The following is a 14,782-nucleotide window of genomic DNA, read 5'->3' as shown; positions in this document are numbered from 1 at the left end:
CCATGTCCCAGACCATCCCCGCCGCCCTCTTCCGGGCGACCGCCCTGACGCGCGCCGGCCGGCTTTCCGAGGCGACGCGGCTCATCCAGGAGACCCTGAGCGGGGTCCCCGCCGGAGAAGCCTCCGAGCGCGCTGCCCCGGCCAAGACTGCCTTGCTCCTCCCGGATCTCACTGCGACGCGGGGCCCGGCCGTAGCCGAAGCCCCGCCGCCGCGGCCCGACAGCCCCTTCAGGCCCGCCCCCCGGGTGCCGAGGCCGCTCGGCCAGACAGTCCGAGATCTCGCCGAATGGCGGAAGAGCCTCGGGGAAATGCCCCTCGCCCGCCCCGCCCGGAGCACGCCCCCGACCATCCCGGCAGGTGCCCAGTACCTGTCCCGGACCTTCGCCTGCGCGGCCGGCGCCCGGGCCTACAGGCTCTATGTCCCCGCGAGCCTCGAGGGGCGGCCGCGCGGCCTCGTCCTCATGCTGCACGGCTGCAAGCAGAACCCGGACGACTTCGCGGTCGGCACGCGCATGAACGAGAAGGCCCAGGCGGCGGGGCTCCTCGTCGTCTATCCGGAGCAGCCCTCGGCGGTGAACCCGATGTCGTGCTGGAACTGGTTCGACCCGGCCCACCAGGACCGCGACCGCGGGGAGCCGGCGATCCTCGCCGGTCTCGCCGAGGCGGTCGCCGCGGAGTTCGATGTCCCGCGGACCCACGTCTTCGTCGCGGGGCTGTCGGCGGGCGGCGCGATGGCGGCCATCCTGGCCGACGTCTACCCCGAGGTCTTCGCCGCCGCGGGCGTGCATTCCGGCCTTGCGGCGGGCGCCGCCCGCGACGTCCCCTCCGCCTTCGCGGCCATGAACGGATCGGCCGGGGCCGCCCGCCCCGCACCGCGCCGCGGGAGCGCCGGCGCGGCGCGCCTCATCGTCTTCCACGGCACCGCGGACCGGACCGTCCACCCCTCGAACGGCGAGGCGATCCTGTCCGGGCGCGGGACCGGCGGCGCCCCGGCGGACGCGCCCCAGCGGGGGACGAGCCCCGACGGGCGGGCCTACACGCGCATCGTCCATCGCCGCCCCGACGGCATCGCCGAACTGGAGCATTGGAGCATCGAGGGCGCCGGACATGCCTGGTCGGGCGGGGACCGGGCCGGATCCTTCGCGGATCCGGTCGGGCCGGACGCCTCGGACGAGATGGTCCGCTTCTTCCTGGACGGCGCCGGCCCGGCCTGACCCCGGCCGGGACCGGTCAGTCCGTCAGGGCGACCTCGACGGACATCCCCAGGAACGCGTCGGACGGCCCGAAGAAGCTGCCGGTGACCGGCATGATGCGGGTCATCCGGCGGCCGACCGCGACGGGCACGAGGTTGTGGCCGCCCATGCGTCCGTTGGTCGGATCGAAGGGGATCCAGCCGGCGCCGGGCAGGTAGACCTCCGCCCAGGCGTGGGTCGAGCCGCTGCCCAGGATAATGTGGTCGGGATCGTGCACGTAGCCGGACACGAGGCGGGTGCCGAAGCCCAGCACGCGGGCGGCCTCGGCGAAGAGGACGGCGTAGTCGCGGCAGGCGCCCCAGCCGCGGTCGAGGGTCTGCAGCGGCGACTGGGTACCCTCGTCCTCGCGGGACTGGTAGGCGATCCGGCGTCCGATGCCGAGATTGAGGTCCATCAGGAGGGACAGGGTGTCGGTCCGGCCGGGAGCCACGAAGCCCTGGGCCCAGGCGAGGAGGCGGCCGGCCGGGTCCTCGTACTGGGGAAGAGCGAGGGCGCCGAGGTCGGTCCAGTCCTCGTCCGAGTAGCGGAAGGGATAGGACTGGGCCGCGTAGGCGATGTCGAAGACCGGCCAGGGCGGCGTCGAGAGGCCGACCAGCACGTCGCTGTCGATGACGAGGTGGTCCGTGGGCGTCGCGAAGGTCGCGGTGGCGACCGCGTTCCCGCAGACGTCGACCGACCAGGACAGGCTGGCCGCCGGTGAGACCTCGACCTTGCAGGCCTGGACCTGGATGGCGATCCCGTCCCGCGGGCGCAGCAGCAGCCGGTGCGGATCGAGGGCGACCGGACGGGCGTAGCGGTAGGTGGTCCTGTGCCGGATGCGCATGCTGCTCTCACAGGTTGGTCGGCCGTGGCGACCGTGATCCTACGTGAAATCTGTCCAGCCGACCTTCTCACTGCCCTTAGGGCATAGTCTCCGACGACCTCGCAATAAAAATATTCATCTCCTTACAATCCTCATCTTACGAACCGATATTGTTGAAGTGCGACGGTTTCGGTCTGTATTGCAGGGTCAGATTCGGCACCTTTTGACAACTCACCGCCCCTGCGGGAGTATGGTCATGTTCGGATTCAGCGGCGGAGAGGCCCCCGAGACAGTGATCCGCAAGCGCGGATACATGAAGGACGCGCAGTCGCGGTGGGCATTTCTCACGCATTTCGATCTATCCACAATCAAGAATGAAGAGCAGCTCACGTCGATGGTCAAGGATCGTTCCGGCCATTCCGACGCCGAGGCCGCCCGCGACGTGCAGTCCTGGATGCAGGGCAAGCAGTTCTGAGTTCGACCGGAGCCTCGACCGACGCTCCGGACTCTTCACGCGGGGTACTGCCGTACCCCGATCGGGAGACATCCAATGGAAATGCCATCGAGGTTTCGGGGCGAAATGCTGAAGTCCCTTCTGCAGGGCATCGCCCTTGGGGCGGTCGTGACCATGGTGATCGGTTTCGGATGGGGCGGATGGGTGCTTGGGGGGACTGCCAAGGCCTTGGCCGACACAGGCGCGAGGCGGGCGGTGATCGCGGCCATGGCGCCGGTCTGCGCCGAGCAGTTCAAGCGCGGCGCTGACGCCACGGCCAAGCTGGATGAGCTGAAGAAGACGAGCTCCTGGCAGCAGGCAAGCTTCGTGGAGAAGGGCGGATGGGCCTTGATGCCGGGCCGATCCTCCGTCGATGACGGCGTCCCGCAGGCCTGCGCGGAACTGCTCAGCCGCGTCGATTGAACGTCACGAGGCCGGCCGTGCTCGTCGCCGCACCCGAGAGGGCGGGACGAGCACGACCGTAAGCTTCGCACCGAAGATCGACAGCCTCTGCAAGCCTTACGACCTGTCGCGATCCCTGGCGATCGCCTCTTCGAGTTCGATCTTGTCGATGGTGACCATCTGCCGGGCCTCCCGGGCTTCGCCCATGGAGGGCAGGAACAGGTGGGTCGCCACGCGCCTGTAGGCGGCGAAGGAAAGCCCCTCGATCTCCTCCTCGTCGATCGACAACCGGTAGGTCCCGGCCGGATGCGCACCCTCGAGCGATGCTAGCTCGAAGGGCCTCGTAAAGGTGACGGTCGCTTCGATATTGCGCATGGGTTGCTCCGGTGGGTCCGAGGATGGATCGAGCCGGGCCCCGCAGGGGCTGCGGAGGCCGGGTTCGGCGCCTCAAGCCTCGGCGAGACACGCCGGGGCCATGTCGGCGCACCAGGAAACCCAGACCATGTGTCCGCGGGAGCGCAAGTAACGTGCGCAGCGGATGGCCTCCTCGTGAGTGCCGACGGTGCAGAAGCTCTTGCTGTCGCACATGATCCTATAGGATTGCGCCATGACTGACCTCGGAGCGCGCGGCGGCATTTCATGAACTGCCGCGCGGCTTTCATCCATCAACGCACAGGATGCCGTCAGGTTCCGCAGGTGAAGGGCTGATCGCCGAAGATCGTCCAGGCGTTTCGCTGCCTGCGGTGGGCGGACAGATCTGCGGAAAGCTCACCCCTCCCCCATGCTCCGGATCACCGAGACAAGGAGTGAGTGCGGCACCGTGGCTCGGCTCCGATCCGGAGCTTTCCAGTATGGCCGTTGATTTTGTTGGGCTACACCTTGTTTCGGGGGTTCCCCCGACCCATATAGCCGATATCGATCTTGCTTGTTGGATCTTGTTCCTGGCGCGAAAACGCCGACGACGATTTTCTTCTGCCAACGTCGATTTCACCCGTCTGCTTCGCATGTCGCGCGGCAGACGAGCTTCAACGAATGGTTCGAAGGAACATCGTCATGACTACTGGTATCGTCAAGTTTTTCAACACCACCAAGGGCTTCGGCTTCATCGAGCAGGGCGGCGGGCAGCCGGACGTGTTCGTCCACATCTCCGCCGTCGAACGGGCCGGCATGCACTCGCTCGTCCAGGGCCAGAAGCTGAGCTTCGACGTCGTGGAGAACGACCGCAACGGCAAGAGCGCGGCCGAGAACCTTCAGGCCGCCTGACGGGACTGCGCCTCGGGCGTTCGGGCACGGCGAAGGCCGGCGTGGATCATCGAGGCGCACAGGAGAGGCCGGGCTTGCTCGGCCTTTTCGCACCTCTGAGAGCAAAGGAGACGACCGCATGAGCGACGCTGCAAACGAGCCGACCGTGTCCTTCCCGGCGCGGACGAAGGCGGAGAGCAAGGCGGAGATGGCCGACCGTGCCGCTCGTTCCATCATCGCCGCGGAAACCGAACGGCGTCTCCTGAAGACCGCCCGACTTCGCGAAGCCCGCCTGGAGCAGGAGGCGATCGCCGCCGCCGAGGCGGCCCCGCCCAAGGTCCGCCGGAAGGCCCGCGCCCAGACCTGAGGAGCGGCGTCCGCGGTACCGAGGACAGGCGGCGCGCGTCGCCGCCCGGGACGCCCGAGAAAGACCGAGCCGCGTGGCGCGACGAGCGCTGCACGCGGCTTTGCGCGTTGCAGTCGCGGCGGGACTGGAAGGGCCGACGACGCCCCGGCCACGGCAATCCAAATCGCAGCCGGAAGGGATCCGGGGGGACAAACGACCGCCTCCGATGCCGGCTGCGGCGGCAAACTCGGCCGAGCCCGTTTCGGAGCCCTGTCTGATTTGCTAGGGTCTGCCGGACATGCGTTCCAGGCCCGGGGGCATGGGTGGCTCGCAAACGCGATAAGTCCGAAGTCACGACCTTTGCGCAGAATGCGCATTTTCTGCCGGTCGGCTTCGAGATCGGTCCCTATCGGGTCGAGCATGTCCTCGGCCAGGGCGGCTTCGGGATCACCTACGCGGCTCGGGTGGGCGACAGCGGCGAGCAGGTCGCCATCAAGGAATTCTTCATCGCCCAGGATTCCCGGCGCACGGCTGACTTCAGGGTCGTGCCGGCGTCGGAGGGCACCGTCCTCAACCGGGAGATCCGCGAGAAACTCCGGGCCCGCTTCGAATCCGAGGCGATGAAGATCATCCACACCCTCGGGCATCCCAACGTGGTCCGAGGCCGTGAATTCCTGGTGCAGAACGACGTTCCCTATTTCGTCATGGACTATGTCGAGGGCGTCACGCTCGCGACCTGGTTCGACGACAAGCGGGCGGCGACCGGCCTCCCTCCCCGGGAAGAGGACATCCAGGCCGTCATGGACGGCGTTCTCGATGCCATAGGGTATCTGCACTCCGTCGACGAATTGCATCGCGATCTGAAGCCCCAGAACATCCTCGTGAAGGCCGACGGCACACCGGTCGTGATCGACTTCGGGGCCAGCCGAACGGGTCTCGGCGCCAGCAACGACACCTCGGTTCTCCTGCACTCCGACGGCTATTCCCCGCCCGAGATCATCTCGAATGACGGAAGGACGGCGCTGGGTGCGGCGAGCGACATCTATTCGATCGGCGCCATTCTCTATCGCATCGTGACGGGGGAGAGCCCGATGGGGGCCATCCACCGCCTGGCCGGCCGCCGCTTCGAGGCCGACATGCGCGACCCCCTGTCGTCGCTGGCGGAGGATCCGGCGCTCCGACACCATTATTCCGTGCGCTTTCTGAAGGAGATCGGCGCGGCCCTGTCGCTCGACGAGAGGGCCCGCCCGCAAAGCGTCGCGGAGCTGAGGGATCGACTTGGCTGGGGAGCACAGCCGCGCGCCCAGGAGCCTCCCGTCACCGCAGGCTCCCGGAGACGGTTCATGGCCGCAGCCGTCGTGGTCGCGGCATCCCTGGCGTCCGGGTTCGTGCTCTCGGGCCACGGCCAGGACTTGATGGACTCGATCAAGATCCGGCTATCCCTTGCCGCCACGCCCGTCGATCCATCCGCTGTCGTCCGGCAGGGTGCCCTGGAACCGCGGGAGCACGAGGTTGCCGGTCCGCTCGTGCCGGCGGAGGAGCACAAATCGGTCTCGAACCTCGCCGCCGATGCGGTCCCAAACGTTCCGGATCCTCCGCCCGTCGCACCGCCGATCGGCGGCGTTACAGAGTCTGCCCCGCCTTCGACAGACCCGCCGCCCGCGGCCGAACCCGCCCGAGCCGAGCCGCCCGATGCTGCGACGGGGTCGGCTACGCCGGATCCTCCGCAGCCCGCGGAGATTGGGCGCGGGAGTGCCGGTTCCGAGCGGCCGTCCGGAGCGCCCCCGGTTGCGCAGGATCGCGAGGGTCTCGGGACGAACGTCGCCAGCCTGGACCCGATCCCGGCTGCGCCGGACCAGAATCGGGCACTGGCACCGGCCGGCATCGCCGACCTGCGAATCAAAGTCGCCCGGGAGCTCAGGCGGCTCGGGTGCATGGCGGGAAGCGGTGACGGGGATGTGGACGCGCCCAGCGTCGCACGCGCGCTCGAGAAGTACCGAAAGGCCCTGCGGAGCCCGGCAACCGGCGACCCGGACCCGGGCGTTCTCGACGACCTCGTTTCCCGATCCGGACGGGTCTGCCCGCCGACCTGTGGGGCGCGCGAGATCGAACGCGACGGAGCCTGCGTCGCCAAGACCTGTCCGTCCGGTCAGCGCCTGACGCCGAAGGGGGAGTGCGAGGCCAGGACCGTCAAGCGCCCGCTGGTGGCCGAGAAGATACCGCCGAAGCGGACGATCGGGTCCAACGCGCCCTCGCAGTCCTGCTTCACCTTCTCAGGCCGCCGCTACTGCGAATGAAGTCAGCGGCCGGCGAAGACGTTTCCGGATACGACCCGGCACCTGTTCTCCAATGTCGTCCCGAAGCCTCTTCCGCCTTGCGGCCTCACGATGTCGAGGCGGCATGCGTGCTGCTCACCGGACTTGGCGAAGCTGATGATGTGCTGGATCGGGCGGCCACGCCAGTTCACCCAGCTGCGGACCAGAGTGCCGTCCGCCGACCAGCGGAACTGAGAGGCAGGACCGGCGATCTGGCTGTCGTCGGGAGCCGTCTCTGCTCCTCGGTTGTAGCGCGGATCACTGCCCACCCGGACGACCTTCTGAAAGAGGCGTCCCTGATCCGAAATATAGATCCTCTGGGTCCAAGATATCTCGGCGGGGCCCCGCCTATTCGAGATGAACTCCTTGACGTCAATCAGGATAGACTTTCCACGAAGATCGCTTGGACTCGATTGAGCATCGGCCTGTGAACTTTGCGCAGCGATCAGGCCCAATACGAGCAGAACGCATCGAAAACGCATTCTATACTCCAATTCGATTCTATGTGGCTTCCTGCTAATAGTACCTGTGATCAACCATAGCATGTCTTACGCCGCCTTGAAGACTGAAACCCGCGTACCAGTCTGGTGAAGTGGATCCCGCAGGGCTCGGGTCGGGACCCGCTCCGCATGGCGCCGATGGCGCTCCTTCGCGTCGCATGCTATCATGTCAATGTTTTTCAAGTAGATGTGCAGCCCGACAAGTATGACGTAGCGTTATCTTGAGTGCCTGCGTAACGTTCGTTCGCCTATTCTCTGCGTTGCCTTGCGTCGCTCCTGTTCAGGGACGGCTTTTTCGATGGTTTCGAGCACTCAAACGAATGCTCTGGAGCGGGTCGACCGGATTGTTCTGGTCGCCGACGTCGTCGAGTCCGTGCGCCTCATGGACGACGACGAGGATGAGTTCGTCCGCCGCCTCGTGTCGTTGATGGACGTCGTCGGCCGGGAGGTGATGCCCAGGTTCCAGGGACGGCTCGTCAAGAGCACCGGGGACGGCTTCATCGCCGAGTTCCAGGATGCCCGGTCGGCCGTGATGGCCGGCTTCGACATCGTCCGCCACACCGCCGAGGCGAACGAGACCGTCGAGCCCGGGGCGCGGCTGCATCTGCGGGTCGGGATCGAGAAGGCGGCCGTCTACGTCGCGGACTGCGATCTCCTGGGGCGGGGCGTCAACCGGGCCTCCCGGCTGGCCTCGCTCGCCAGCCCCTCGGAGATCGTCGTCTCCGCGCCCGTCCGGGCCCAGCTGACGGCGAGCCTCGACGCGGAGGTCGAGGACCTGGGGCATTGCTTCCTGAAACACATCAAGGGCCCGGTCCATGCCTTCGTGGTCCGCCCCGTAGGCAGCCATCCCGTCCTGGAGCCACGCGTCGAGGAGGCGGATCTCTTTCCTCTCGTGGCCGTGGTGCCCCTGTCGACCCGCGAGGACGAGGGCACGCCGGATCTGTTCGGGGAAGTGGTCGCCGAGGAGCTGATCCGCGCCCTGTCGCATGCCACCGACCTGCACGTCGTCTCGCGCCTCACCACGACCGTGTTTCGCGATCGCCGGATGAGTGCCCATTCGATCGGCCGGAAGCTGGACGCGAACTACGTCATCTCGGGCCGCTGCCGCCAGTCCGGGCGCACGGTGACGGTCGATCTGGAACTCTTCGAGACCGCGACCGGGTCGGTCCTGAGCACCGAGCAATTCCACGCCAGGGGCGAGGGCCTGTCCGGGCGACGGCGGGACCTCGTCGGCTCGATGGTCGAGTGGGTGACGCGGACGATCCTGGCACAGGAGCTGAAGCGCGTGCGCAGCCGCGCGATCCCCACGCTGGAGAGTTCATCGCTGCTCATCGCCGCGGTGGGACTGATGCATCGCCTGTCCCACAGTGATTTCGAGGAGGCGGAGAAGCTGCTCCACGCGCTCGTGGAGCGTGCACCGCGCGAAGCCATTCCGCTCGCCTGGCTCGCCAAGTGGCACGTCCTGCGCGTCCAGCAGGGCTGGTCGGAGGACCCGAGCGAGGACAGCGCGCTCGCGCTCCAGTGCACCCGGCGCGCCCTCAACACGGATCCGGAGTGCCCGCTCGCCCTCGCCATCGACGGCTTCGTCCAGACGAACCTTCTCAAGCGCATGGATGCGGGGCTCGACCGCTACGAGCGGGCGCTCGAGTCGAACCCGAGCGAGCCGCTCGCCTGGCTCCTCAAGGGGACCCTGCATGCCTTCAAGGGAGAGGGCGGCGAAGCGATCCGCTGCACCCAGAGAGCGCTGAAGCTGTCGCCGCTCGACCCCCACCGCTTCTTCTACGACTCGCTCTCGGCCACGGCCTACCTGTCGGCGCGCCAATACGAGCGGGCCCTTCATGCGGCGACCCGGTCGTTCCGGGCGAACCGGACCCACACCTCCACGCTGCGGGCCATGGCGGTGGCCCAGTGGCAACTGGGCCTCAGGAACGAGGCACGGTCGACCTGCGCGGCCCTGCTGACGCTCGATCCCGGCTTCACGGTCTCCGGGTGGTGCGAGCGGTCGCCGAGCTACGACTTCCCGATCGGGAGGGAGTGGGCCGCCATCTTCAGGGACATGGGAATCCCGGATTAACCCAAACGACGGGGGGCCACACATGACGACCTTTCTGCCTTACGCCGGGCCGACCGGAGGCATCGGCGGCATTGGAGGCATCGGCGGGATCGGAGGCATCGGCGGGATCGGCGGCATCGGCGGCATCGGGGGAATCGGCGGGATCGGCGGGATCGGCGGGATCGGCGGCATCGGCGGCGTCGCGGCCGACACCCCGCTCGCCCTCGAGGCCCTGATCCACACGCGCGACGGCATCGTGGGCACGGTCCAGGCGCCGACCGCCGCCACAGCCCCGGCGGCGCTGGCGCCCGGCGCGGCCGGCAACATCTGGTCCTGGGCGCCCTGGGTGCGCGCCCACGTCATCGATTTCGAGATCTTCTCCCGCCTCGGCTTCGCCGACCTGGGCGGCGGCAGGATGGAGGTCCGTCACCTCGACTCCTCCGCCATGGCGTATCGCCGGCTCGCCGCCTTCGTGCGCCCGCCGCAGTCGACCTTCATCGCCCAGCTCTCGCTCGTCGTCGACTACGCCGACCTGCGGGCCGATCGCGCCGCCGAGATCCTGGCGCAACTGACCGACAGCTTCGTCTTCCTCTCCTCCATCGTCCGGCTCGATCCCGAGCGGAACCTGCACACGCTCGAGCTCCTCTCCGCCGGGCTCAGGCTCGCCAACTTCGTGCATATGCGTCTGAAGCATGCCCTGGCGTGCCGGCGGCCGGTCGACTACTCCGTGCAGGTCCAGCCCGTCATCCAGACCCCGGCCCACGGCAGCCTGCCGAGCGGCCACGCCACCGAGGCCTTCACGGCCTCCCTCCTCCTCTGGCGCCTGCTCCGCGCGGCGGGCCATCCGGTCTACGAGGGGGACCTCTGCCTCGCCCAATTGCTCCGGCTCGCCGCGCGCGTCGCCATCAACCGCACGGTGGCCGGCGTCCACTTCCCCGTCGACAGCATCGCGGGCGCCGTCCTCGGCCTCACCCTGGGCAACTACCTGGTCACGCGCTGCACCAGCCAGAACAGCAACGACGTCTTCCAGGATATCGAGTTCGACGGCGCCAAGTTCGATACGAACAAACCCGGCCTCGACTTCCTGTGGCACGAGCATTTCGACTTCGCCACGCATGACGTCAAGCCGGGTGCGTTCGTCGCGACCTCGAAAGCATCCGCACTCGGACATCCCTCCGAAATATTGAACCTTCTTTGGCAGAAAGCCTTGCACGAGTGGCTTTGAACGCCCAGAGGCCCTGTCGGAAAGGATAGCCCATGTCCGTCGCCCTGTGGAACCTGGGACCCGGCCGGTTCGACTTCTTTCCGCGCGGGGTCGATCCCGCCCCGATCCCGGTTGCGCTGGCCATCTCGAAGGACGAGAGCATCGAGAGCGCCGCAACTCGGCTCCGCCACCTGGTGTCGATCGGGCGGGTCTACACGCATCTTCTGCCCTCCCTGGACAAACGCTTCGAGACGTTCCCGATCGTCACCGGACACCTCGTCGGCGGTCGCCCGGCGGCCGAGGTGGTCGAGGAACTCTCCGCCAACGTCGACGAGCTGGTGATCTCGCCGCCGCTCGCGACGGGGTCCTACGAACCCCTCCCGGTCCGGGAGGAGCACTGGCTCGGGCTGCCGAAGGCGGCGACGCGGCGAGCCGGCACCGTGGTGCTGGGCATCATCGACGACGGCATCGCCTTCGCGCACGACCGGTTCACCGCGGCGGACGGCACCCGCGTCGAAGCCTTCTGGATGCAGGACGGCCCGCCGCCGGGCCCGGTCGGGATCTTCGGCCCGTTCACGCATGGCCGCGAACTGTCGAAGACCAAGATCGACGCACTCAGGACGGCCGCCCCCACGCCGTGGCCGGCCGGCTTGCGCGGCGAGGACGAGCTCTATCTCAAGGCCGGGGTCACGCGGCCCGACGTCCCCAGGGGCCACAAGGCCGTCCGGCTGCGCCGCGCCCACGGGACCCACGTCCTCGACGTCGCCCTCAGCTCGGCGCTCGCCTTTGGCGCCGCCGACGTGCGGGTGATCGGCGTCCAGCTGCCCATCGCCACCACGGGGTTGCAGCCGACCGCGGACTTCAGCGCCCAGGCGATCGAAGGCCTGGTCTACATCCTGATGCGCAGCCTCGACGTCGCCCGCCGGCTCGAGTCCGCCCCGCTGCCGGTCGCCGTCAACCTCAGCTACGGCATCACCAACGGCCCCCATGACGGCGGGCACATCCTGGAGCGCTTCATCGACCTGTTCCTGCCCGCCTGGACGGCAGTGACCGGCGCCCCCTGCGAGATCGTCGTCGGTGCCGGCAACAGCTACCTGGAACGCCTGCGCGCCCGGCTCGTCGTCCCGCCCTCGAGCCGCGCGACGCTCGGCTGGCGCATCCAGCCCGACGATCGGACCCCGAGCCTGGCCGAGGTCTGGCTTCCGCCCGGCGCGGCCGAGGACGCCCCCTGCACCGCGACCCTGAAAGGCCCCCACGGCGGCGAGGCCGGTCCGGTGTCGCGCGTTGACGGACAATCCCTGCCCTGGACCGTGAATGGCGAGGACCTCGCCGAGACCGCCTACAAGCATGTCGGCCGCGGCTGCTTCACCTTCGTGGTGGCCCCGACGGCCCGGACCGATCTCACCGGGACGATCGCGCCCGCGGGGCTCTGGTCGATCCACATCGAGAACGAGTCCGACACCGAGCTGTGCCTCGACGCCTACGTGGCGCGCGACGTCGCCCCCTTCGGGTACCCGCAGTTGGGCCGCCAGTCCTATTTCGACGAGACCGACTACCGTCCGTTCGACGAGGCCGGCAGGCCTGAGGAGGAGGACAACACCTCTCCGGTGCAGCGGATGGGCTCGATCAACGGCATCGGGACGGGACGGATCCCTTCGGTCATCGGAGGCTATGTCGACAGGGAAAGGCTCATCGCCCCCTACTCGGCCGGCAGCTCGTCACGCACGCCCGACGCTGCCGCGGTCTGCGACGATTCCAAGGTTCTGTCCGGCGTCCTGGCCGGGGGCACCCATTCCGGCTCGATCGTCGCGCTGAACGGCACCAGCGTCGCCGCGCCGGTCGTGACCGGCTGGGTGTGTTACCGGCTCTCGAAGGGCTTGCCCGCCGATCGAGCCGCCGTGCAAGACGAGGCACGGACGAACGGGATCGTCTTGTTCCCTCCCTATCGGGCCGGCGCCGGCGGCTTCGTGACCCCCCTGCCCCGTCCCTCGCGAGTCCGTCGCTAGGTCGCGCGGCCGGGCGGATCGAGCACGGCCGTGCCGGGGCGAGCGGCCGATGTCCTGTCGTGTTCGCCATCCGACCCGAGCGGGCCTTCGGCGTCCAGACGAGGCCCATCCCATGTTCGCGGTGGCCAGGGGCTGATATTCTTGCGCGGGATCCTGTGTATGGCAGAGCGGCCATGATGTCGGATGCGACTGGTAACCGGTGGCTGATGCTCGCCGTCCTGTTTCTGGCCAGGACGGCCATGGCGTTCCAGTTCCAGTCGATCGGGGCCGTCGCCCCGCTGCTGACCGAGCGCTACGCGATCGACTTCGCCCTCCTGGGGACGCTGGTCGGCTTGTTCATGCTTCCGGGCGTGGTGATCGCCCTGCCCGGCGGCCTCCTCGGCCAACGCTTCGGCGACAAGCCGGTCGCGATCGTCGGGCTGACCCTGATGATCCTGGGCGGGATCGCGCTGGCGGCGCTCCCGAGCTTCGGCACGGCCATGCTGGCCCGGGCGGTGAGCGGGATCGGCGGCGTGCTCCTGACGGTCGTGCTGACGAAGATGCTCATCGACTGGTTCGCCGGACACGCGATCACCGCCGCGATGGCTCTCTTCGTGAACAGTTGGCCGATCGGGATTGGGCTGTCGCTCGTCATCCTTCCAGGCGTGGCAGGCCGGGAGGGCGTCGGTCTCGCCCTGCTGGTGCCGGTCGCGTTCGCCCTCTGCGCGCTCGTGGGACTGGCGGCCATCTACCGCTCCGCACCGGGTGCCGCCGCGGCGGGGGGGCCGGCGGTCCTGCGGTTCCGGCTCAGCCGGCGGGAATGGCTGCTGACGATCGCCGCAGGGCTCGTCTGGACCTTCTACAACGTCGGCTTCATCCTGCTGATGACCTACGGGCCCAGCCTGTTGCGCGATCGCGGCCTCGCGCTTTCCGAAGCGGGCCCGATCACCAGCCTGGCCATGTGGCTCTGCGCCCTCTCGGTGCCCTTGAGCGGACTGCTCGCCCAGAGGTCCGGCTCGCCGAACCTGTTCATGCTGAGCGGATTCGCGATCATGGCCGTCCTCGTCGTGCTGCTCGCCAAGGGGGCTCCGGCGCTGCCGGTCTTTGCCCTGTTCGGCCTGGCGAGCGGCCTGCCGGCGGGAGCCATCATGGCCCTGCCCTCCGAAGGGCTGAAGCCGGAGAACCGAGCGGCCGGAATGGGTGTGTTCTTCTCGTGCTACTACGCGGGAATGGCCGGCCTGATCCCGGTCGCCGGCTGGGTCAGGGACTGGTCCGGAGACGGCGAGGGCCCGTTGTTCGTCGCTATCGCCATGATGCTCTTCGCGGCAGCGTCCCTCGCGACGTTCAGACTGGTGCAGCGGGGCCTGCCGCTCTCCGCCGAACCTGCCGGTTAGGGCGAGGGCCCCACGTCGGGTGGACCGGGTTTGCGCGGAGCCGGTCCTTGCCGCTCGCGTCCTGTCGATCGGCGACCGCTCGCCGGGCTCTCCTCGCGCCCGGTCTGGGCGCGGCGGGTTTCCGATGCTGCGGGGAGGGCCGCGCGCGAGCCGCCCGAAAGGACGATTCCGACCGGGGCAGCAGACCGGGACGCGGTCCACGTAATGGCAGACCACCACAAGGTGTTCGGTCGGCCTACGGATTTTTACGTCGTTCTGATTGATATCACTATATTCCAAACGTATGATATTTATAATATGCAATACGAGGTTGGCCGCCCTCGGAGCACGACCGTGAGAACTCCAGCATTGAGCTTGGTTTTCATGTCGTCCCGAACTTCGACGTCAAGCACCCGGAGTGCGGCCAGACAGTCGTCTTGACGGACACTATCGGTCTACGGACCCTTGAAGGATGCATTCCCGTGGTCGAGCACCGCACCTATAGCGTCAGGATCAGGCGGTGTGCCTCCGGCAGCGGTCCAGCTGGCGGGATCGTCGACCACGTGACCAGGGGCGAACCTGCGACGTCCCTCAGGTCGTTGCCGACGACGGCGTCTTACATGCTGGCCTCGCGATGACCGCGTCCACGCGCAGTGTTCCGGCGCCGCTCCTCGAAATTCGTGTCCAAAGCGATCCTGCAGGCTCGCGTCATGCCGCATCCGGCCTGCGTGGTGGCGCGTGCCACGCAAACCCCGGGTCGCAGGATCGCCCGCGGGCAGCCGAAATCCCAAATCGAAAGTCGTGGTGGAGGGCG

13 protein-coding genes are annotated in these 14,782 nt (G+C 68.3%); 10 read left to right on the top strand and 3 right to left on the bottom strand.

The genetic code is table 11. The features are described from left to right. Positions 1-2: 2 nt before the first annotated feature. A complete protein-coding gene (locus WBG79_RS11730) occupies positions 3-1,214 on the top strand; it encodes an extracellular catalytic domain type 1 short-chain-length polyhydroxyalkanoate depolymerase (RefSeq protein ID WP_337357286.1) in 1,212 nt (403 codons plus the stop codon). A 16-nt stretch (positions 1,215-1,230) separates the two neighbouring features. Here WBG79_RS11730 and WBG79_RS11725 read toward each other — a convergent pair whose 3' ends face one another. Beyond that, complete coding sequence (locus WBG79_RS11725; RefSeq protein ID WP_337357285.1) at positions 1,231-2,076, bottom strand: transglutaminase family protein; 846 nt, start codon at positions 2,074-2,076, stop codon at positions 1,231-1,233. Between the two features lie 235 nt (positions 2,077-2,311). Between WBG79_RS11725 and WBG79_RS11720 the strand changes: the two genes are divergently transcribed. Together WBG79_RS11720 and WBG79_RS11715 are read left to right on the top strand one after the other, a co-directional pair. Next, on the top strand, positions 2,312-2,530 hold the full coding sequence (locus tag WBG79_RS11720; protein ID WP_337357284.1) for a hypothetical protein: 219 nt from the start codon (positions 2,312-2,314) through the stop codon (positions 2,528-2,530). A gap of 105 nt (positions 2,531-2,635) precedes the next feature. Continuing rightward, positions 2,636-2,971 (top strand): hypothetical protein, encoded by a 336-nt coding sequence (locus tag WBG79_RS11715; RefSeq protein WP_337357283.1) that lies wholly within the window; start codon positions 2,636-2,638, stop codon positions 2,969-2,971. Positions 2,972-3,067: 96 nt separating this feature from the next. Here the strand turns inward: WBG79_RS11715 and WBG79_RS11710 are convergent, their stop codons facing one another. Continuing rightward, the gene (locus WBG79_RS11710; protein ID WP_337357282.1) at positions 3,068-3,325 is read right to left on the bottom strand and encodes a hypothetical protein; all 258 of its coding nucleotides are present in this window, start codon (positions 3,323-3,325) and stop codon (positions 3,068-3,070) included. Positions 3,326-4,003: 678 nt separating this feature from the next. On the opposite strand from WBG79_RS11710, the gene WBG79_RS11705 reads away from it, so the two are divergent. The 3 genes from WBG79_RS11705 to WBG79_RS11695 all read left to right on the top strand — a co-directional run bounded on the left by WBG79_RS11705 (position 4,004) and on the right by WBG79_RS11695 (position 6,835). Beyond that, complete coding sequence (locus WBG79_RS11705) at positions 4,004-4,213, top strand: cold-shock protein (RefSeq protein ID WP_337357281.1); 210 nt, start codon at positions 4,004-4,006, stop codon at positions 4,211-4,213. 118 nt (positions 4,214-4,331) lie between these two features. Next, positions 4,332-4,559, top strand: a complete 228-nt coding sequence (locus tag WBG79_RS11700) for a hypothetical protein (protein WP_337357280.1) — start codon at positions 4,332-4,334, stop codon at positions 4,557-4,559. A gap of 302 nt (positions 4,560-4,861) precedes the next feature. Next, complete coding sequence (locus tag WBG79_RS11695; protein WP_337357279.1) at positions 4,862-6,835, top strand: serine/threonine protein kinase; 1,974 nt, start codon at positions 4,862-4,864, stop codon at positions 6,833-6,835. Positions 6,836-6,837: 2 nt separating this feature from the next. Here WBG79_RS11695 and WBG79_RS11690 read toward each other — a convergent pair whose 3' ends face one another. Next, positions 6,838-7,335 carry a hypothetical protein gene (locus WBG79_RS11690; protein ID WP_337357278.1) on the bottom strand — a complete coding sequence of 166 codons (498 nt, stop codon included), beginning with the start codon at positions 7,333-7,335 and terminating at the stop codon, positions 6,838-6,840. Positions 7,336-7,651: 316 nt separating this feature from the next. Here WBG79_RS11690 and WBG79_RS11685 point away from each other — a divergent pair, with 316 nt between their 5' ends. The 4 genes from WBG79_RS11685 (at position 7,652) to WBG79_RS11670 (ending at position 13,989) form a co-directional block, all read left to right on the top strand. Beyond that, positions 7,652-9,427 carry an adenylate/guanylate cyclase domain-containing protein gene (locus tag WBG79_RS11685; RefSeq protein WP_337357277.1) on the top strand — a complete coding sequence of 592 codons (1,776 nt, stop codon included), beginning with the start codon at positions 7,652-7,654 and terminating at the stop codon, positions 9,425-9,427. Between the two features lie 22 nt (positions 9,428-9,449). Further along, on the top strand, positions 9,450-10,631 hold the full coding sequence (locus WBG79_RS11680; RefSeq protein WP_337357276.1) for a phosphatase PAP2 family protein: 1,182 nt from the start codon (positions 9,450-9,452) through the stop codon (positions 10,629-10,631). A gap of 32 nt (positions 10,632-10,663) precedes the next feature. Next, the gene (locus tag WBG79_RS11675) at positions 10,664-12,616 is read left to right on the top strand and encodes a hypothetical protein (protein WP_337357275.1); all 1,953 of its coding nucleotides are present in this window, start codon (positions 10,664-10,666) and stop codon (positions 12,614-12,616) included. A gap of 176 nt (positions 12,617-12,792) precedes the next feature. Then, on the top strand, positions 12,793-13,989 hold the full coding sequence (locus WBG79_RS11670; RefSeq protein WP_337357274.1) for an MFS transporter: 1,197 nt from the start codon (positions 12,793-12,795) through the stop codon (positions 13,987-13,989). The last annotated feature ends 793 nt before the right edge of the window (positions 13,990-14,782 follow it).

Origin of the sequence: Prosthecomicrobium sp. N25, assembly GCF_037203705.1 — a bacterium.
Taxonomy (GTDB): Bacteria; Pseudomonadota; Alphaproteobacteria; order Rhizobiales; family Ancalomicrobiaceae; genus Prosthecodimorpha.
The sequence above is the reverse complement of the archived record's forward strand: the minus strand, read 5'-3'. Positions and strand labels throughout refer to the sequence as shown.